Origin of the sequence: Enterococcus xiangfangensis, from assembly GCF_005405365.1 — a bacterium.
Classification (GTDB): Bacteria; Bacillota; Bacilli; order Lactobacillales; family Enterococcaceae; genus Enterococcus_A; species Enterococcus_A xiangfangensis.
The window spans coordinates 1-20,186 of record NZ_BJDX01000002.1 but is presented as its reverse complement, the minus strand read 5'-3'; the positions used below and the strand labels follow the sequence as shown (position 1 = coordinate 20,186).

General features: G+C 36.4%; 18 protein-coding genes, 2 pseudogenes and 1 riboswitch. Of the genes and pseudogenes, 10 read left to right on the top strand and 10 right to left on the bottom strand.

The genetic code is table 11. The annotated features are described in order from the left end of the window. Window positions 1-136 precede the first annotated feature (136 nt). On the top strand, window positions 137-478 hold the full coding sequence (locus FFM68_RS02215) for a hypothetical protein (RefSeq protein WP_137617811.1): 342 nt from the start codon (window positions 137-139) through the stop codon (window positions 476-478). Window positions 479-859: 381 nt separating this feature from the next. Beyond that, window positions 860-2,811: pseudogene (locus tag FFM68_RS13320) on the top strand (C40 family peptidase). Window positions 2,812-2,902: 91 nt separating this feature from the next. Here FFM68_RS13320 and FFM68_RS02200 read toward each other — a convergent pair. Both FFM68_RS02200 and mazE read right to left on the bottom strand, forming a co-directional pair. Next, window positions 2,903-3,244, bottom strand: coding sequence for a type II toxin-antitoxin system PemK/MazF family toxin (locus tag FFM68_RS02200; RefSeq protein WP_137617808.1), 342 nt, complete (start codon window positions 3,242-3,244; stop codon window positions 2,903-2,905). Further along, entirely contained in the window at window positions 3,244-3,474 is a 231-nt protein-coding gene (gene mazE / locus FFM68_RS02195) for a type II toxin-antitoxin system PemI/MazE family antitoxin (RefSeq protein WP_137617807.1), read from the bottom strand. The genes FFM68_RS02200 and mazE overlap by 1 nt, the downstream gene beginning before the upstream one ends. A gap of 288 nt (window positions 3,475-3,762) precedes the next feature. On the opposite strand from mazE, the pseudogene FFM68_RS02190 reads away from it, so the two are divergent. Together FFM68_RS02190 and FFM68_RS02185 are read left to right on the top strand one after the other, a co-directional pair. Then, a pseudogene (locus FFM68_RS02190) lies at window positions 3,763-3,920 on the top strand (site-specific integrase); the annotation flags it as partial. Window positions 3,921-3,940: 20 nt separating this feature from the next. Next, a complete protein-coding gene (locus FFM68_RS02185) occupies window positions 3,941-4,192 on the top strand; it encodes a hypothetical protein (protein ID WP_137617806.1) in 252 nt (83 codons plus the stop codon). 187 nt (window positions 4,193-4,379) lie between these two features. On the opposite strand, the gene FFM68_RS02180 is transcribed toward FFM68_RS02185, so the two are convergent. Next, the gene (locus tag FFM68_RS02180; RefSeq protein ID WP_137617805.1) at window positions 4,380-4,814 is read right to left on the bottom strand and encodes an OsmC family protein; all 435 of its coding nucleotides are present in this window, start codon (window positions 4,812-4,814) and stop codon (window positions 4,380-4,382) included. Window positions 4,815-4,985: 171 nt separating this feature from the next. Here FFM68_RS02180 and FFM68_RS02175 point away from each other — a divergent pair, with 171 nt between their 5' ends. After that, on the top strand, window positions 4,986-5,840 hold the full coding sequence (locus FFM68_RS02175; RefSeq protein WP_137617804.1) for a formate/nitrite transporter family protein: 855 nt from the start codon (window positions 4,986-4,988) through the stop codon (window positions 5,838-5,840). Window positions 5,841-5,966: 126 nt separating this feature from the next. On the opposite strand, the gene FFM68_RS02170 is transcribed toward FFM68_RS02175, so the two are convergent. Beyond that, window positions 5,967-6,926, bottom strand: coding sequence for a hypothetical protein (locus FFM68_RS02170; RefSeq protein ID WP_137617803.1), 960 nt, complete (start codon window positions 6,924-6,926; stop codon window positions 5,967-5,969). Between the two features lie 259 nt (window positions 6,927-7,185). Here FFM68_RS02170 and FFM68_RS02165 point away from each other — a divergent pair, with 259 nt between their 5' ends. Then, entirely contained in the window at window positions 7,186-8,592 is a 1,407-nt protein-coding gene (locus tag FFM68_RS02165) for a C69 family dipeptidase (RefSeq protein ID WP_137617802.1), read from the top strand. A gap of 156 nt (window positions 8,593-8,748) precedes the next feature. On the opposite strand, the gene FFM68_RS02160 is transcribed toward FFM68_RS02165, so the two are convergent. After that, a complete protein-coding gene (locus tag FFM68_RS02160; RefSeq protein WP_137617801.1) occupies window positions 8,749-10,038 on the bottom strand; it encodes a chloride channel protein in 1,290 nt (429 codons plus the stop codon). A gap of 91 nt (window positions 10,039-10,129) precedes the next feature. Next, window positions 10,130-10,204, bottom strand: a riboswitch (Fluoride riboswitch). Between the two features lie 330 nt (window positions 10,205-10,534). Next, window positions 10,535-12,034: an AcpB/EbpR/MafR family transcriptional regulator gene (locus FFM68_RS02155; protein WP_137617800.1), complete on the bottom strand. Its 1,500-nt coding sequence runs from the start codon at window positions 12,032-12,034 to the stop codon at window positions 10,535-10,537. A 1,297-nt stretch (window positions 12,035-13,331) separates the two neighbouring features. Here FFM68_RS02155 and xerS (FFM68_RS02150) point away from each other — a divergent pair. Next, window positions 13,332-14,474, top strand: a complete 1,143-nt coding sequence (gene xerS / locus FFM68_RS02150) for a tyrosine recombinase XerS (protein WP_137617799.1) — start codon at window positions 13,332-13,334, stop codon at window positions 14,472-14,474. Window positions 14,475-14,674: 200 nt separating this feature from the next. On the opposite strand, the gene FFM68_RS02145 is transcribed toward xerS (FFM68_RS02150), so the two are convergent. The 3 genes from FFM68_RS02145 to FFM68_RS02135 form a co-directional block, all read right to left on the bottom strand. Beyond that, complete coding sequence (locus FFM68_RS02145; RefSeq protein ID WP_137617798.1) at window positions 14,675-15,268, bottom strand: NAD(P)H-dependent oxidoreductase; 594 nt, start codon at window positions 15,266-15,268, stop codon at window positions 14,675-14,677. Continuing rightward, entirely contained in the window at window positions 15,265-15,699 is a 435-nt protein-coding gene (locus FFM68_RS02140; RefSeq protein WP_137617797.1) for a hypothetical protein, read from the bottom strand. The genes FFM68_RS02145 and FFM68_RS02140 overlap by 4 nt, the downstream gene beginning before the upstream one ends. 69 nt (window positions 15,700-15,768) lie before the next feature. Beyond that, window positions 15,769-16,599 carry an RNPP family C-terminal domain-containing protein gene (locus tag FFM68_RS02135; RefSeq protein WP_137617796.1) on the bottom strand — a complete coding sequence of 277 codons (831 nt, stop codon included), beginning with the start codon at window positions 16,597-16,599 and terminating at the stop codon, window positions 15,769-15,771. A 310-nt stretch (window positions 16,600-16,909) separates the two neighbouring features. On the opposite strand from FFM68_RS02135, the gene FFM68_RS02130 reads away from it, so the two are divergent. Together FFM68_RS02130 and FFM68_RS02125 are read left to right on the top strand one after the other, a co-directional pair. After that, window positions 16,910-17,308 carry a helix-turn-helix domain-containing protein gene (locus FFM68_RS02130; RefSeq protein ID WP_137617795.1) on the top strand — a complete coding sequence of 133 codons (399 nt, stop codon included), beginning with the start codon at window positions 16,910-16,912 and terminating at the stop codon, window positions 17,306-17,308. Window positions 17,309-17,322: 14 nt separating this feature from the next. After that, entirely contained in the window at window positions 17,323-17,649 is a 327-nt protein-coding gene (locus FFM68_RS02125; protein WP_137617794.1) for a hypothetical protein, read from the top strand. Window positions 17,650-17,750: 101 nt separating this feature from the next. Here the strand turns inward: FFM68_RS02125 and FFM68_RS02120 are convergent, their stop codons facing one another. After that, window positions 17,751-18,800 carry a bifunctional transcriptional activator/DNA repair enzyme AdaA gene (locus FFM68_RS02120; RefSeq protein WP_137617793.1) on the bottom strand — a complete coding sequence of 350 codons (1,050 nt, stop codon included), beginning with the start codon at window positions 18,798-18,800 and terminating at the stop codon, window positions 17,751-17,753. Window positions 18,801-18,946: 146 nt separating this feature from the next. On the opposite strand from FFM68_RS02120, the gene xerS (FFM68_RS02115) reads away from it, so the two are divergent. Continuing rightward, window positions 18,947-20,056 carry a tyrosine recombinase XerS gene (gene xerS / locus FFM68_RS02115; RefSeq protein ID WP_137617792.1) on the top strand — a complete coding sequence of 370 codons (1,110 nt, stop codon included), beginning with the start codon at window positions 18,947-18,949 and terminating at the stop codon, window positions 20,054-20,056. Window positions 20,057-20,186: the final 130 nt, after the last annotated feature.

The following is a 20,186-nucleotide window of genomic DNA, read 5'->3' as shown; positions in this document are numbered from 1 at the left end:
TTATTGTTTGAGGTTTACTTTTATTTTCAAGGGTGCTTTTGATTTTTTAATAAAAAATTTTCAGATATCTCAGCCATTTAAAAGATAAATACTTTATAATCAACTATGTAAGGGGATTCAACAAGGAGGTAGGATGATGGGAAATCAAGTGGATATATTGTTATGGAAAATTCAAACAAACAATGTCGTTACTGCATTAGAAGACTTTATTGAAGATTGGAAAGTTTCACGAAATAGTGATCTTGATGAATATTTGCGCAGCTATCCAGGTTATTTCAAAAGTGATGAACCAACTCGCGAAGCAATTAGGTTGGTGTTAGATTATGCGAAAGAATTAATGGATGGGCAAAGAGACGCTGTCGGCTTTTATGAAAATAAAATATGGCGCACGGAAAAAGGCGAAAGCGTGCGGATGACGCATTATCATGAACGTACAATCTCGAAATTGATGCAAAAAATTATAAAAAATAGAGGGTAACAATAACAACAGGCGAAGCAACTAAACTTGATTTGCTCAATTAGCCGATCGGTAATTTTTCTAGAGCTTGTTGAACGTTTTTAAAAGATGTAAAAGATAAAAATCTGTAGTCATCAATATAAATAGATGATTGCAGATTTTTTGCGTATATTTATGATAGAAGATAAATAAAAGAAAAAAGCCGAACGAACTAAAAGTAGTTGTTTCACGAAATATAATAGAGAATTTCTGCGAGAATAATGGATTTTTTGGCTAAAATTGAAGATTTTGTGAATAAGCTGTTACTTTTAGACAGTCGATTAAAATAGTGATAAAATAGGAATTAATTAGGGAAAAAATTATATATGTAAATATATGTAAATTTAGAAGTGAGGTGCAAGCGTGAAATACAATAAAATTATTAGTCTGTTAGCGATAGGAACAATGGTTGGACCGACACTGTTAGCTTCACAACAAGTTTTTGCTGAGGAAAATAGTACAATTGCAAGTGATTCCGCTACAGCTTCATCAGAAACTCAAACGCCTGAAAGCTCCAGCACGGAAAGTTCCGTCCCACAAGTGCCTAGTGAGCCGTCAACAGAACCAGAGCAACCGGAGAAACCAGAACAAGTACACTATCGGTTGTTAGCAAACGGAGAACAATTGCCCAATAATACGTTAACGGATGCCAATGGAAATCAAATTGTCTTTCAATACGATTCTGCTACTGGATTAGTTAAAGGAGCGACAGTTCATTACACAGTGACATTAGCGGCTGGCTTCGAGCTAAAAGAAGTTAAAATTTTAAATAGTCTAATGCTAGTGTTTTGACAAGCGGAGAGATCAATGGATCGTTTGCAATGCCGAATTCAGATGTTTCGATCCAACTTGAAGTCGCGCGTAAAACAGTGGAACCGCCTGTTGCAACACCAAAACCGGAAGAAAAACCGAATAGCAATAATTCTAATAATCAAAATAATAGTAATAAAGAAACTTCTTCAAGTAATTCAACCAATCAAACAGCTCCAAAACCAGTACAAAAGCCGGTAGTAAGTCAAAATCAATCAGCGGCACGGCAACCTGCTTCAGCTTCAGCAAATGATATTCGAGTACCTTCAAACCAAAAAGCGCCGACTTTTAGTAATGAAGTTCAAACTGCAATCGTGCAAGAAGCTTACCGCGAACTTGGCAAGCCGTATGTTTGGGGAGCCAAAGGACCAAATGCTTTTGACTGTTCAGGCTTAGCGTACTCCGTTTATGCGAATGCTACCGGTCATTATATCGGTGGGTGGACAGGCGATCAGCAATATGCGGGAACCCAAATTCCTGTTAGCGAAGCACAACCAGGAGATTTATTATTCTGGGGAGCGCCAACAAGTGTTACGACTCACGTAGCGATTTATATCGGTAATGGTCAATACATTCATGCGCCACAACCGGGCGATGTCGTAAAAATCGGCAATATCAGTGATTTCACCCCAACATTTGCGGTTCGGGTAAATATCGCGGGATTACCCAAAGCAACAAGTTCGTTGTCAAATGCTTTTGGCACATACAGCCCAAATCAGCCATTTATAGTAAATAAAAATCAAACAACGGATCAGTTCATCAAAAAAATTGGTGAAACGTCCCGTACGATTGGTCAGAAAAATGGTATCTATTCATCTGTCATGATTGCACAAGCAATTTTGGAAAGTGGATCAGGAAATAGTTCATTAGCCAGTGAGCCTAACTACAATTTGTTTGGGATCAAAGGAAAATACAAAGGACAAGGAACAACTTTCCAAACTTTGGAACAAGATGATGCAGGAGCAAGTTTCCAAATCACTTCTGAATTTAGAAAATATCCTTCTTATAAAGAATCATTAGAAGATTATGCAAAATTGATCAAAGAAGGAATTTCAGGGAATTCGGAATTTTACAAAGCTACTTGGAAAGCTCAAACAAAATCTTACGAGGATGCTACTAAATATCTGCAAGGACGTTATGCGACAGATAAACAGTATGCTGAAAAATTGAATGCGATCATTAAAGCATATGATTTAACAGAGTATGATCAGCCAAAACAAGCTAAAAAGACTGTAGGACCAGAAATCAAAGCAACAAACGCGACAGTAGATATAAATGACTATATCTTATCAAAATTGATTACAAGTATCATCAATAATCCGCGGATTCCACAAGCAATGACAACGCGACATTTTGTCAATCTTTTCCGGGGAGAAAGTTTGATCGCTTTAGCTGCCACAGCTTTACCGACAAAGAAAGAAGCGGTAAAACCATTACCAACGACAGCTTCAATCTACGTTACACTCAGCAGCGGATTATTGGCTATTATTCCGCCAATCGAATAATTTCTAAAAAAACTCTTTGTCAAATAGAACTGAAGTCATTAATGAAAAACCAGCTAAAAACCTACAATGTAGGGTTTTTAACTGGTTTTTTCTAAAATATATATTCAATTATTTGATCAATTTTAGCCATATCTGGTAGTGGTATATTTTCGATTCTCGTAAGCTTTCTCTCTTTAAAATCAAGTGATTTCAACTGAGAGATAAGTACTTGTCCTGTCGTTTCTGCTTCATCAGGTAAGGTATAGCGAGTAGGTAGCTGCTTGATAGTGGAAGTAATGGGACAAATCACCGCAAACATGGTTTTTCGGTTAAATTCATATCTAGATACGACTAATCCCGGGCGTCTTTTTTGAATTTCTTTTCCTGCTGAGGGATCAAAATCAATCCAGACAATGTCACCTTTTTTTGGAATATAATTCCTTTCCTCTGTCATTACCAGATTTCTCTCCCTTCAGGAGCTAAATCGTCCCATTCGTCCTTTTCGTAATACTCGGCTTCTTCACCACCACTAAATGGATCTTCGATTTTAGGAACTAACGTAATTGTTCCGTTATTAGAATATACCACAATATATTCTTGATTTTCTGTTGGTTTCTTTCCGTTATCGGAAGGTAGGGTTATTACAACAGAACTTCCTTGTAATCTAGATTTCGTTATAAGCATAAATACCACTCCTTTATCAAATTTTATCACGCAACACTGGGTAACGCAATAAATACACTATTATTGGAATAGTGAGTATCGTTTTTTTTTTGCAAATTAACAAAAAAGAAATTGAAAAGATAAACGCAACACAACCTTGCTATATTGCATTGGCGGAGATAGCGTGATCCCTTACGGCTCTGAGGAAAAATCTGTTTTTTAGTTGTCACTTTTTTGTTTGTCTATTTTTAATGTAACGTAAACTACGGTATGCTCTATTTATGTTGCTTTAGTAGAAAGGAGCTAAAAATGAAATTTGTTGAGCCAATTCGAGACAAAAAAAGATCGAGGACATGAAACTTTTTTTAGCTGCAGGGAAAAATGGGGAACGAAATGTTTTATTGTTTACAATTGGAATTAACACCGCTTATCGGATCTCCGATTTACGAACTTTGAAGCTAAGAGACAGGGGAATCCAATTTATCGTATGTATAATCCAAATAGCGGCGAACATTTTTATACGCTAAATACGTATGAACGAGACAATCTAAAAAAACTTGGCTGGCGCTATGAAGGAATCAGTTGGTACACTGATTCAAGTGGCGCACTAGTCTATCGTTTGTACAATAAGAATGATCGAGGCCCAGGAGCTCACCATTATACAAAAAGTATTGGCGAAAGAGATCATCTGAAAAAAATAGGTTGGATTGATGAAGGGGTTTCATGGAATGGAAAGTAGAACCAAAAAATCAATATTTAATATACTTACAGCATCATAAATATTGAGGAGATATACTTAGCACCTAGCTATCATAATATCTTCCCTAAAAAAAAGACCCACAAAAGTTAGATGGATTTCTACTTACGGATTGGTTAAAATATAAAAAGTTCACTAAAAGATAGTTTATACCTTTTAGTGAACTTTTTTATGGATTGATATGGTGTTCCATTTCTGGCGGATTAACGATCGTATCTTTGACTGGGCAAGTTTTTTCAATAAAATCAATAAAAGCCTGGATTTCTTCATGACTGTTATCTGCGGTAATATAATAATTTGTAATGATTTTTGAAAAACCTACTTTGACGTTTGGTTTGCCTTTTAATCGATCGGAATCGATCTCGCCTAAAATCTCTACTCGCATATTTTTTAAATTGATTTGTTTTGTTTGGTAAAAAAAACGTGCTACCATCATTTTACAGGCACCTAGTGAACAGAGTAGGGCTTCTAACGGGTTCATCGCTTCATTTGTACCACCAGAATTTTTTGGTTCATCGATCATAAATTCAAATCCGCGAGCAGAGCATTTTAATTGTAATCCACCTAAAGACTCAACCTCTGCTCTTAAAAGTTGCATTGTCATTAAAAATCCCTCCATCTCTTTTAATTCAATCATACGATTTTTATTCAAAAAGTGAAACAATTTGTGCAAGTTTTCCCAATTTTTTATTTTTTATCCAGTTCTCATTGCTAATCGGATAATAATTGGGTATGATACATGTACATTAAGGCTTTTTATGAAGGAAGGAAAATTATGAAAACGGATTTATTTATGAAAATCGATGAATCGACTGCTGAAAAAAACGATCATGTGAAAAATAGTTCAGCATTGATGTCTCAGTTGGAATATTCAATCAGCAAGAAAATCGATTTATTTAAGACTAGTTTGCCTCGTTATGCGGTACGTTCCATGTTGGCTGGGTTATTTTTAGGTTTAGGGACGGCTGTTGGTTTTTATATAGCTATTCGTATGCAAGATACATTGCCGGGTTTAGATAAAGCTGCATACGCATTCATGTTTAGCTGGGGTCTGGTAATGATCATCTTTTTAAATGCTGAATTAGGGACCTCTAATATGCTTTATACGACGATTGGCGTGTATAAGAAAAGGATGGCATTTTCTTTTGCCCTCAAGTTGTTATTTACATGTATTTTATTTAATTTTATTGGCGGAGTACTTTCCGGCTATTTATTTTCATTAACGACGCCTTTTGGTCATTTGGCACCGGATAATTATATGTTTGCCGGGGTTACGGCTAAGCTGACGAAAACGACGGGGCAAATCTTAGTAGAAGGAATGTTTGCTAATATCTTAGTAAATATTGCCGTTTTGATTAGTCTGCGGATGAAAGATGATACAGCAAAAGTATTAGCGATTGTTTTTGTCATTTTTATTTTCTCCTTTTTAGGTTATGAACACGTTATCGCTAATTTTCCAGCCTTTTCGTTGACATACTTCGCTTCTCATGGCGCACTTTCTGCAATGACAGCTGGGAATGTCATCCACAATCTATTCTTCACTTTGATTGGCAACTTCATCGGTGGCGGATTAGTAATGGGATTGGGTTATGCGTGGTTAAATAATACTGATTCAAAATATGTTGACTAAAGGTTGTGACAGAAGCTCCTTCTGAAGCACCATTTAGTCGCGAAAAGAGGTTCAGACAAATTTTTGTCTGAACCTCTTTTATGGATAGAAGAGAACAAGCCCATAGAAATTTTAAAGCTTTTGGCGTCATTTTAATAGTATCGATAAGTCTAGTTGCAAGACCTCTTTTAAAACAAAGGGGGTCTTTTGCTGATAAGCCACCGCCCCGCTTTCGAATAGGGCAAAAAGCTGATCATTTTCCACATAAATTTGTTCCAAATAAGGCGGGGTTGAAATAATTTTTATTGCTTGCTGAGTATCAGAAAAATCTGTTGTTTCCTGAATATCAAAAATAAAGATCTTACCCGTTTGTCTACCCCAAGACTGGGAAAGTAGCAGAAAATTTTTATAAAAAGTTACTCCCTGAATTTTTTTAGGAATTGCTAAAGTACCAAAGGGAGATTCTAGGATGGTTTGCTTGGATTTTTTTATACGTTTCAAAGGATTCGTTGGTTCGATTGGATAACAGACGATTTCCCCAAAATTTTTTACCGAAAATAATGCAGTTACTAAATATTTACGATCATAAGTCAATGCAGAAGCATGGGAGAGTTCTTTCAGTACAACTTTTTGTTGATAAGCAATTGGTAGTGAATCGTCGATATAGTTTTCGATTTCTACTAAAGGAATGGCAGCCACTGCGGCATAAGGACCGGCAGTATGACTCAACCAGATGTTTTGCTGAGTCGGATCATAGGCTAAACCGCCTACATGAGGCAAGTCAGGCAAAATGACTGTTTTGATTTTGTCCCCGGTGTTACGATCCAACACATAAATAACGGAGTGATGGCAATGGTCATAACAATAGGCAGAGATAAGCAGATACTCTTCCGTCAAAGTCATCCCTTGAGGAGTCATAGCCGTGCATGTCTCTTTTTTGTTGCTTAAATTTAGCGAACTGCTTTCTTTTAAACCGGGAATCGGATAGGTTCGTTTTACAGCGGCAAAAAATTCGGGAAAAGCTTGTTCAAGCTGTCTTTGCTTGAAAAAAAAGCCCCCCAAGAATCGGCGTAACCAATTATTTAAATTACAAAAAAAGTTCTTCATTGATTTCGCCTCCTATAGCTTTATTCTAGCAATTTATCAGTTTTACGAACAGTTAAATGATCTAAAGGATTTGGTTGGATAGGGAGATAACTTTATATTCAGCTGCTCAAGAGAAACTATGTTTTAAGAAATAGCTAGTCTGAATAAATCCTCGAAAAGGTGTTCATCGCAGCTCAAAAGAGCAAATAGAATTTCATTTGTTATTAATTTTTTTTAGCGTTATACTTGAGTTACCATGAAAAGGGAGAGTGTTTCAAGTATGACAAAAAGAGTAAAAGGTTCATGTACCACTGTACTAGTCGGAAAGAAAGCATCAATTGATGGCTCAACTATTATTTCAAGGAACGACGATGGGCATGAAGCATTAGACCCACAACGTTTTGTGGTAGTTCAACCAGAAGATCAACCAAAACATTATCAAGCTGTAATCAGTGGAGTGAAGGTTGAGTTGCCGGATAACCCATTACGTTATACCTCAATGCCAAACTCTATTTTGACAAATGGTATCTGGCCAGCAGCAGGGATCAACAGTGAAAATATTGCGATGTCTGCAACTGAAACAATCACAACGAACCCACGAATCCAAGGTCTGGATCCTTATGTAGAAGGCGGGATCGGTGAAGAAGATATCGTAACCTTAGTTTTACCTTACATTCACAGTGCGAAAGAAGGCGTAGAACGTCTTGGCGCATTATTAAAAGAATATGGAACTTATGAACCAAATGGCATCGCATTTTCTGATCAAGATGAAGTTTGGTGGTTAGAAACGATTGGCGGTCATCATTGGGCAGCGGTTCGCATTCCAGACGATGCCTATGTAGTCGCACCAAATCGGATGAATATCGATGACTTTGATTTTGATTCAGCAGATACCCTTTGTTCAGATGACTTACAATCATTGATTGAAGACAATCATTTGAATCCAGACTTTAATGGCTATAATTTGCGTCATATTTTTGGAAGTGCTTCAATCAAAGATACAGTTTATAATAATCCACGTGCTTGGTATGGGCAAAAATATTTTACGCCTGAAGTAGAACAAGACCCAATGGATCAAGACTTGCCATTTATTTGCCATGCTAATCGCAAGATATCTATCGAAGATGTGAAATTCGTTTTAAGTTCTCACTTTGAAAATACGAAATATGACCCTTACGGTGACGGCACCGAAGCAGAAAAAACATTGATCCGCCCAATCGGGATTAATCGTAACCACAATGTTCACATCTTACAAATTCGTAACGGTGTACCAGCTGAAATTGCCGGAATTCATTGGTTAGCCTATGGCGCAAATACGTTTAATACAGTAGTGCCGTTCTATTCAAATGTCAACGACACACCAGCTTGCTACAAAAATGCGACCGGAACTTTTGATATGAATAATATGTACTGGTTAAGTTGCGCAACTGCATTACTAGGGGATGCAGATTACAATTTCTATGTTGATTTCCGCAATACCTTTGAATTACAAGCAATGTCAGCTTATCATGAAATTCAAAATGAAACAGACAAGGCACTCGCAGATCAATCAGACGTACAAAACTTCTTAGCAGCCGCTAATGAAAAATTAGCAGATGAATCATTTAAACGCCAAACGAAACTATTTGGCGATATGGTCATTTCTGGTTCTGAACACATGAAACTACGTTACAATCTGAATGATTAGTTAAGCAAAAAGCCGCTCATAGAAATATGAGCGGCTTTTTTTACCATAAATATAATCGTTATAAATATCGCAAACAGGATATTTTATCCTTTTAAAATCTGTCAGTAGCCGGATGAAATGCTGCTGATTTTTTTTCCAGAATCCCTTAGTTGTTAACTATTTCTTATTCTTAGAGGCTTCTTTGATCGTCCCAATACGATAGCCCTCATGCTGTTTTAAAAAGATATTTTTTGACTGTATGATCATTTGTGAAGTATAGATTCCTTGATGACCGGAAATAAAATAACTGACAAATGAAGCAAGAATAAAGTACGGTATCGCTTTAGCACCAAAAAGATCAATTCCCAGCATAACAGTAGTCAATGGAGCATTTGCCGCACAACCGAAGACTGCAATCATTCCTAAAGCCGCTAAAAAAGCAGGGGAAAGTCCAAATAAATTGCCTAAACTACCGCCTAGAGAAGAACCGATTGCAAATAAAGGGGTGACTTCTCCACCTTGCAGCCCCGCACCTAAACTCAATCCAGTCGTCACTAGCTTCATGATAGGATCAAAGAATGTCGTTTTACCGACAAAGGCCGCGTCGATCAAAGGTAGACTCAATCCCATGAATCGTTGACCGGGAGTCATCGTAATCACAAAAACAATGATTGCTGAAGCAACAAAGGCGCGCAATAAATAATTTCTAAATAGCTGACTATAAAATCGTTTCATGGAGTGAGTAAAGAGAGTAAAGAAACGTCCAAAAGCACCAAATAAAATAGACGCCAATAAAACAATCAGCAATACTTTTAAGTTGAAGGGGGGAAGGGAACCAATTGGATGAACGTCATGGGTAGTTCCCAACATTTCAGAAACATAATTTGCTAAATATGATGAAAAGAAACAGGGAATCAAGGCGCTACGTTCTAATTTTCCAACGTATGCCATCTCCATTCCAAAGAAACTGCCTGCTAGTGGCGTCCCAAAAATTGACGAGAAGCCAGCACTGATACCGGCGTGGATCAAGTGCTTCCGGTAGTTTTTTTCTAAATGAAAAGCATCCGCTGTTTTATTAGCCAATACTCCGCCAATTTGGACAGCACTGCCTTCACGTCCAACGGATGCACCAAATAAATGAGAAATGATGGTAAAAATAAAAGTAAATAGGGCCATTCGACCTGGAACCATCATTTCTCTTTCGGTACTTTCAATAATCAAATTATTCCCTTTTTGAGAGTCGTTTCCAAATTTTTGGTATGTAAAAGCCATCAGCATTCCGATAAAAGGCAGAAAAAATAGTAAATAATAATGATCCTGCCGGTAATCTGTCACTAAATGCAGTGCCGCAAGCAGATAATGAGAAATCACTCCGGTTGCTATACTAATAAGAATAAGTAGACTATAAAATAATAATAAATTTTTCAATTCCTTTATGGGATGCAATGCTTGTTGTCGTTCTTCCATTATAAGACCTCCTGATTTAAAAATTGAATACGATATCGTTTTATCAAATAAGCAAAGCGATATCAAAAAAAAGCCAATGATCCCTACAAAATGAATTGTAGAAGTCATCAGCTAGATTAGCGGTTTAAGAAAAACTCTTAGGGAGACACTCATTCCCTTATTTAATTACTATCTATTTTTACTGTAAAAGCGAGTACTTGTCAATGAAAAAATGAGAATAATCAGAATTTAACTGAAAATTGAAATAGCTTAATGAGTAGCATCATTCCAGCTGGAATTAGTAGGACTGAAGTTTTTTCTTTTAAAGGCTTCTAAAAGTTTTTTACCTTAGCGTGAATAGCATTGAATCTTTAGTATAAAAAGGATTCACCAGTGGAATAAAGAGTAAGAAAATTCAAAATCTCTTAAAAGGTTTTTAAAAGTCGTGTATGAGAGCTACTTTATTATTCTTTCAAGAATAATAAAGCAGCGATAGTCTTAGATAATCATCCTCATTTCAGGATCGTTTAGTCTCTTGTGAAGGATGAAATGCCGCATTTTTTTGGATCATAACAATGAAGTTTAATAAATTTTCTCGATCGGAGGCTGAAAGGAAATTGTTTACGATCAGAATATTTTCATGAGCATAGTCTTTGATCGGGTTATTACTCAATACGATATCATATTTAATAAGTTCCTCAAAATCAACCGGCTCCGCTAAAATGACAGATTTTTTAAAAGTATGAACCAGGATTCGCTCATTATAATTTGCGATTACGAAATCTTGTAGCATTTCAGCATGTTTTTGTCCAAGATCGCTAACGACAAGGATCATCACTTTTTTACGTAAATTCTCTAAGTGAATCGGTAAATGAGACCATTCTTTCATTAGTAGGAAAAAGACGTTGTTCAGCCGAATTTCTGTCCATAGCTTCGGTGTTTTTTCGATAGCTTTTAAATAACTTTCTACAGTATCGAAAAAAAACGGATACAAAAGCTGAATCTCGCGAGCAAATTTTTGATGTTTATCAAATAATAAAACCTGACGATAGGGATAAAAATTGTGTTCCGCAAACCAAGCTAGCATTTTTTGCATGATTTTTTGTTTATCTTCTTGATTCAGTGGATATTCAATAGCCTGAGAGACATTGCTTAAGAATGTGTCAATCTTACTATTGATTTGAACGACCTGTTCAGGATTCTCCCAATTATAAAATTCATGAAAAATAGTACGACTCACTTCTTTATACCATTTTTTTGGTAATTTTAAATCCGTTTTAGCTACTAGCTGCTCTACAAAAGGATGGCTAAGGATTAGGGTACGATCAATAGTATCATCTATTTCTGCGTGAACACTTTCAGGTAAGTAAAGTCCTTGGTTCATTCGGTTTAATGTAACAATGAATAAATAGGCGGCTTCCTGAATCTCTCGGTCATCCAGCGTTACATCGAGATCAGTAGAAGCTCGCATTATAAAACAAGTGGTCTCTTTTTGATCGAAAGCAAAAGGCCATTGGTTAACACCGTAAGCTTCAGTGAAATATTGCTGATAAAAAAAACGCACCCAGCGTTCATCTGGTCCTGTGATCCGAAAGGGCAAACGCTCGAGTTTAAGACCGCGCCGCTTAAAAAAATCTTCCAGCCCATTAACCATTCGATAAAACGAAGCCTCACTTATAAATAATTCATTGATCCAATATTCCGCATCTTGATGCGATTCATAAAGCATTTTTTCAATAAATTGAAATTCGAGCGATTCATGATAAATCTGACAGTAGACGTTTCCCAATTTGTTTGACGTAAGATTATTTAACCGTACCCCTTGAAATTTTGAATATTCAATGTAAATATAGTCGCCCCAAAATTCATTGATAAATACGATATCCGATAATAATGTTTTTACAGAGCAGCCGCTCGTTTGAGTAGCTTCTTTTAGGTCACACCAAGAAGGTAACTGATCTAAAAATTCAACAAATTGGATTCGGCGATAAGTAGAGGAGTTAAGCAGTTGTTCCATCGGGACTCCTTTCATAAAGCGGTTTATAAATATAATTTTAACGATTTTTATCAAAAAAGGCGAGCTATTTTAATAGTTTAAAATAAAGTAGTTGATCTTCGCTGAGAATCGAACAATTTTCTATCGCTGCCGTCAAAATTCATTATCATCCTAGGCAGTTTGGTTCTGAATCACTGCCAATAAACTATTCAATTTGCTAATTATCGAGTGAAACTCAAGCTGTCCTCCAGACGAAAAGTTCATAAAATAGTTAGAGACTTGTGGCCTTAAAGGATCAGGGAATCTTTATGTAGTTTTCTTAGAAAGTACTAGTTAGTGGCTATAGAAGTGACTTGTTATGGTTTGAGAATAATGTTAGTTTTTCTCAAACCATAAAAGTGGTTTAATCATTTAGACAAGATAGCTGACAATTTGGTAAAATAGTCGTTTATTTTTTTGTGCAATTATTTTTGTAAGAAGTATTTAAGCAGCGGTATTTTACAGATAATTGATGGATCCGTAGTCAAAGTGATTTTAAAGATAATAAATTCTGACGTTGCTAAAATTGTCTAGTAAAATCAAGTCCATTAGATGGCTCGTTTTTCAACTGAATATCGTTGGCTAAACCATGCTGAATTAAAGTGAAATCATATCTAAAAAATTATTGATTATGAGTTATAAGTTGAAAGTGAATTGTTCAAAATGATCAAGGTAAGGAAAATGTCCAGCTATTTGATGAATCAAATTGAATTTCAAAAGATGAAGCGGTTGGAATGTCCAATCATGTTTTCGTAACAATATCTATTTTCCCGAAAGCATAATTTTTTAAATACTTATAACACGAAAAATGTGCTCTATAGCATAATGAATTTAGCTATCTGAATCTTTTCGCAACGAATTTTAATCAGCATCAAATAGTAACTGTTTCAGCTGAATGAGTTCATTTTGAGCTAAGTTTAGCTTAATCTGGTTCTAAGTTGTGCTTGTAGCAGTAATCAGAATTTACTTTCAATGAATAAATGATTCTGTTGCTAAAATTCCATTTTTCGATTAATGAATCAATCAATTTTCATTGGACCAATCTTTATTATTGATTTGGATATCTTCTTTATTTAGGTTATTTTATATAAAATATTATTCGTTTTAGCTTTACGGAAAGAACCATTTTTCAATAAAATTAAACTGTTTTATTTATTAGACCACCCCTTTTTCAAATTGTTAAATCGTTATTTTATATTTGACAAATTGGTATATACCTATTATAATAATTTTAGAGGTCATTCCCCTCACCTACTTTTTAATGAAAGGATTGAATCTAATGAGTCGTGAACAATTAACCGAACGCTATGAAAAGGAATTTGAAAAATTACCAGATTTTATCCAGAATTATCTGTTGTACTTAGAAGCAATCCCTCGTTCAACTAATACATTGTATGAATATGCGAAAGAATACCGCCGCTTCCTCTCCTGGTTGGTAACTGAAAAAATCGTCGCTGTAGATGACGTTTCTGAAATCAAGTTAACCGATTTTGAGAGACTTAATAAAGACAAAATCATTTTGTATAAGTCCTTTTTAAATCAATCGCCTAAACGGACGTTTGAAAAAAATTCTGATAACGAAACTGCTCAGGCATCGTTGAGTGAACGAAATACTCATCGATTAAAAGTGACGGTTCAGCGAAGTATTACCGCCCTTCGTTCATTGTTTAAATATTTATCAAATGAAGAAGTCGAGGAATTTGATGAACAGACAGGTGAATATAGCATTCGTCCGCTGCTTAGGAGAAATATCATGGCCAATATTGAAAATGGCGGTGTCGATTCTTCTAATGCTGTTAGAAAAGATAAAATTGAGAAGATGCTCTATTTAGATTCTGACGCGATCGATTTTGTGGAATATGTTTATAGTGGTTATGGCAATACACTGACCACGCGTCAAGCAAAGACGGCTTATGAAAAAAATCGAATCAGAGACGCTGCGATACTGGCATTATTTCTCGGTTCAGGTATACGTTTATCGGAATTAGTTAATACAAATGTCAGTGACCTCAATTATGATGGACTGTATATCCAAGTTCGACGCAAAGGCGATACAATGGATCACGCAATGATCTCGCCAATTTTTATCGATTATATCCAAGAATATACCGACCAAAGAAAAGCTCTATACAATGCTGACGACTCAATTCCCGCCCTTTTTCTAACTAAGCATAAGAATGTAGCCAAACGGATGGAAGGCGGTTCGATTGAAAAAATGATCGATAAGTACTCCACTTCTTTTGGCAAACGAACAACTCCCCATAAATTACGACACAGCGTTGGGACAATGGCATTTAGAAAAACGAAAAATCTAAAAACTGTCAGCGAAATCTTGGGGCAACGCAGCACTTCAGCCACAGAGATCTATACTCATATCGTAAAAAAAGAACAACGATCAGTAATCAATGACCTTTGGACGTAAAGAGTACTGATTAGGAATATTTTCGATAGTGTCTAATAAAATGAATTTTTTTGAAATAAAGAAGCAGCGGAGAAACAGTTCCAAGTGAAAAGTGTACCTCAAAAAAAGTTAGATTTTTTAATCTAACTTTTTTTGAGGTATCCCATCTATTTTAGCAATTATTTTTCTGCTTATTTTATAGAAAATATCGTTTTTTCCTTTTATTTCAACATTTCAGGGAGTTTTTCCTCTAATTTAGAAATGATTTTTGCAACTGTCTTTTCGGATCTTGCGTTTGTTTCACCAAACGAAAAATAACCAATTGGCTCTATACCGGTAAACTCAAACACACCTTGATTCATCGTGTGTTTGAAGGCTTCAATCATTCCACTTTGTTCGTACACGACGGTTGAATTACCAAATGTATTAATAAAAATTCCCTTTTTCCCTGTTAGTTTTTTAGTAACACTACCATCTGCTTCCGCCTGATAAGCAAATCCATGAGCAAAAACTCGATCAAAATAACCTTTCAAAATTGCCGGAAAACTCGCCCACCAGATAGGTGAAATAACTAGAAGTAGATCAGCTTCCGTGATGTAGTCCTGCTCTGTCTGAATATCCTTTGGTGTTCTTCTTTGATGAAGTAAATCAAAATCATTTGAACTCAAAATTGGATCAAATTTCATTTCATACAAATCACGAATAGTTACCTCGTACTGTTTTCGGGAAAGAATTGTTTGAACTTCGGTCAAAATGTGTTCGTTATAGCTAAAGGGTTTTCCTGTTGGGTGAGAGTAGATAATCAAAGCTTTCATTTAGTCAGCCCCACATTTCCCGATTGGTTCAAAATTTGAGCTAAATTAATCAATTTTTCCTCGAGAGCTGCTTTCAATATTGGACGAAAGAGTTGAACTGGTAAGAAAAAGTTTTCCTTATTTATCAGTATTACATTTTCGATAATTTGTGTGGTCATTTCTTTTTCATTTAGAATAAACTGAATATCATAGGTTAATTTTTCACCGATAAAATGATAGATCACTTGATTTTCAAGTTTTTCAATTGTTACTTCTTCCGTGCTATTGACCGCATTTTTTGATCGAGTAATAGTAAAAGTCGTGCTATTATTTTTTACGACAGTCACTTCGGAATCCCATAAAAGCAGTGAATCAATAACTCCTAAGAATGTTTTAACCTCCGCAGTTGGCTTTGATACCGTGATTTCATTTGATACAACTGGTTGATTCATTTAAATCGACCTCCTTTATTTGATGAATAAAGAATAAGTAATTTCAAATGAAAAGTTTAATAAGTATTCTTATATTTTATAAATAGATTCGTTAAAAATGTCTTTTAGCAGCCGACTTTTTTGTCTGGCTTCGGTCTTTACTTCTTCATTTTCTGCCCTTTCCGCTATTCGAGCTAACAAAAAGAATATGTTCGCCAACATAAAATGGGCATCATGTTGACTGGTAAACTGGATTCCTTTTTCTAAAATCTGCGCTGCCTTAGAGTAATTATTTTGTAAAAATAGAGCCATCCCGTACAAATAATATAAAATATTTTGGTTTCTCTCATAATTGATTCTCTCTAAATCAGAGAACACTTGTTTAAAGTATTGTTCCGATTGCTTTACTTGGCCTTCTTTAACTGCTACTACCCCTAAGCAGGCTAAAATCAATCGAGTTAAAGTTTCTTTCGTTCGTTGGACATCGGCTTCAGCGAGTGCGAGATGAAAATTTTGTTTGCACGTCTTCATATTTTTTTCTATATGAAATTGGCTACACGCCAAATAGTAATAGTAGGCTTGGGTTTGTTCTGAGGTTTCAATCGAATCAACCACAGAATCTTGTTGAAGAAACGCAGCCAACTCCAGATATTTATGTGCGTTACAAAGTCGTTCACAAGTTTCATTGAGGTCTTTTTTGTTTCCTATTTGGTAATGATCATGCAAAACCAATAGATCTGCATCAATTTCCAACCGTTGACAAAGCTGGATGAGAATTTTCCCATTAGGTACATATTTCCCAGCCTCAATAGAAGAGAGCATTGGCTGAGAGCAGATACCTTCACAAAGTACCTTCTGAGAAATTTTCTTAGCAATACGTCTCTTTTTGATTTCCGTGCCAAAAGACTGTTTCATATCCATAAAATAAAACGCTCCTTTCAAATTTTTCTGGGCATTTTAGAATAATCCTATCACAAGGAGAACGTTTGAAGGATAAAAACTTCTAAATCAATTATTTTGCGATAGAACCTAGTTCCGTTATAAACAAGGGAGGGGCTATTGATATCTTGTTTGCGATATTTTTAGTCCTTTTGTTCTCTATACACTCCTTATCTTCTTCTTTCCCCCTATGTAAAAGCATTTTTACTTTAAAAAGTTCATTTTTTCCTCGTTAGAAACCAGAATTTGATTCATTCTTAGAGTAGATTCAGCGAAGATAGGAGTGTCCAAAATGGAAGTTGGCGAACGATTGAAAGCTAGAAGAATGGAATTAAATTTGACGCAAGAGTCTGTTGCTGAAGCGTTAGGAATCACGCGACAAACGATCTCTAATTGGGAAAATGGGCGAAGTTATCCTGATATCGAGCGGATGGTCCGATTGTCGGATATCTACTCTTTATCCTTAGATGAATTATTGAAAGGAGATCAAGAAATGGTCAAACAGCTGCAGGAAAATACGTCGATCAATCATTTTCTAAAAAGGTTTATCTTTATGCTGCTTGTAAATGTCGGATTGATGATCGTTCTGCTGATCAATCCGACTATCGGTGATTATTTTATATTGCTTATTTTGGCTTTAATCAGTGTGAACACACTCGCGTTGTTTTATCTGATCATCAAAAAAATTTAACAGGAGATGATTTTATGATTCAGTCAATTGTCATGATTGTTCTACTCGTTTTATTGCTAGTCGCGATCATTGGAATGGGCTATTCCGTCTATTCCTTAGTTCTGCTTGATGCAAAAAGTCGCGGGATCAAGCATCCACGATTTTGGTCGTTGCTTGCAACGGGCGGTCAAAATGGCGGTGGTTTGCTGCTGTATCTCTTTTCTCGGCGAAAAACAACCAGTTTGGTCACATCGGTTGAACAAGAACAACTCCAACGATTAAAACGAAAAATCTACTATTTAATGGCTCTGCTTTTTTTCCTATTTTTATCATTTGTCACAGTCTTAGTTTATCTCAATTAAAAACGGAGCTGATTTTTTGATTCAGCTCCGTTTGTCGCCTTATTAAGTTAGACCACTCTGTGATTTCAATGATGAACAAAATTTTTTCTCATGCAAGAAGTTTAGTTCCGATATTTTTGTTCTAAGTCCAATAGATATTTCTTTCGTTCTAATCCGCCAGCATAACCGGTCAAATTCCCATTTTGCGCAATGACCCGATGGCACGGCACAATGATTGCCAGCTTATTCGCCCCATTAGCACGTCCAACTGCGCGAACTTTATTCTTATCCCCTAATCGAATGGCGATTTCTTGGTAACTAACTGTTTTTCCAAAGGGAATAGCGGCCAAAGTCTCCCAAACTTGTTTTTGAAAAGGCGATCCGTCGTAAAATAAGGGAATCGAAAATTCGCGACGTTCCCCTTTGAAATATTCGCTCAGCTGTTCGGCGACTTTTTGATTGATCGCTGTTTGACCATAGATGATACGACTATTGTATTTTTCTCGTAAGCGCTCGATTTCTCGTTCCAATCCTCGCCGATCTTCAAATTCTAATAAATAAAGAGCTTCATCATCGGTCAAACACAGCATTCGACCGATTGGTGTGGAGATAAAAGACGCAGTCAATGTCTGGACATCCGTTTTTTTCGCGGGATTTCCCATGATTTTAGTGAACGCATCATTGAATCCGCTGGAAGATTCATATCCGACCTGTAGCTGTTGATCGATGACTTTACTGCCTCGCGAGATTTCTTTAAAAGCTAGCCCCATTCTTCGTGCCCTAGCATATTGGACAAATGTCATCTGATAAATTTCTTTGAATTTTCTACGAGCAGCGGCTGAGTTCAATCCGAGCGCTGAGAAATCTGACTCTTTCCAACGTTTTTCTGGATGGGCTTCAACCTCATCGACTAATTTTTGGACTTCAGCAGGAATCATCTGCGGAAAAGACAGCGGTTGGCAGATTTTACATGGGCGAAAGCCGGCTAATAATGCTTCTTCCGCTGTTTGATAAAATACACAATTTTCAAATTTAGGTTTTCTGGCACGGCATGAGGGGTGGCAAAAGATTCCTGTTGTTTTGATCCCCGCAAAAAAGATGCCATCATAAGCTCGATCTTTTTCAAGCAGCGCCTGATAAAATTCCTGCTGTTTGACCTTTGAAGTAATCATAGCTACTCCCTCCTTTATTGCTTTAGTATATCGCTTGCTAAAAATTATTTCTGCCGAAAAATGAACAACTATTTTTTTTATTTTCCCTCTAATTGACTGCCTCAAAAAACTAACTTATACTCTTTACTACAAAGGAGCTGTCGTCAATGAATCAACAAGAAGCTACTCGTCGAATGGAGGAAGAAATCCAATTTTTTCCTTGGTTTATTCAAAATTATTTTCGTAAAAAAAGTGGAGATCAATATTCTTCGATCACTCTTTATGAATACGCAAAAGAGTACCGACGTTTTCTAACTTGGCTGATTCAAGAAGGCTTTTCTTCGGCAACGAAATTACCGGAAGTGACCTTGACTGAGTTTGCGGCACTTTGGCCGGAAGACCTCGAATTTTATAAAGCTCATTTAGTAAAAGCTCCGAAAATTTTAAAAGAAACAACTCAAAAACGTCTAGCCAAAAACGAACAACCGCTCCCCTTACGCCAAAATGCGACAGTCCAGCGCGGAATCACTGCGATTCGATCACTCTTCAACTATCTATCAGAAGCTATTGATCGCAATACGGGAAAACCTTATCTTGAACACAATATGATGCGAAAAGTCGCAAATGTCAAGGATAATAAAACGATGGCTGAACGTGGTGCCGCAATCGAAAAGAAACTCTTTTTAGATGAAGAAGCACTTGATTTTCTAGATTTTATTGAACAGCATTATATCCAGTTGCTTGAATCTCGCCAGGCAGTCACTGCCTTCAAAAAGAATCGAATCCGCGACCTTGCTATCATCAGTTTATTCTTAGGTACCGGTATCCGCCTATCTGAATTAGTAAATCTGAATGTTAGTGATCTCGATTTAACGGCAGGCGAAGCTCGTGTTTACCGAAAAGGCGGCAAATGGGATATGGTCGTCATTTCTTCAATTGCTATTGGGTACTTGAAGAGTTATTTGACCCAACGTGAAAAATTATACCAGCCAGATGAGGCCGAATCGGCTCTCTTTTTGACTCGTTATCGTAAAAAAGCCAAACGGATAGCCGGCGGTGCTGTTGAAGCGATGGTGGGAAAATATTCCGAAGCTTTTAAAATCAAAGTCTCCCCTCACAAACTGCGTCACTCAGTTGCGACCCAATTATATACAAAAACAAATTCCTTAGTCCAAGTAGCTGAACAACTAGGCCAATCCGGAACATCTGCGACCACTATCTATACCCATATCGCGGGTAAGAAAAAACGCGATGCTATGAATGACTTATGGAATTAGAAAAAAACATCAGTAAAAAAGCAGAGAAACTTGCCCCTTTCTTTTGGAACTGGCCTAAAATACTGAGACAGTAATAAAAAAGCATTTATTAGGCTGCTAATTTCCGATATTCTATCGGTGATTGGTAGCC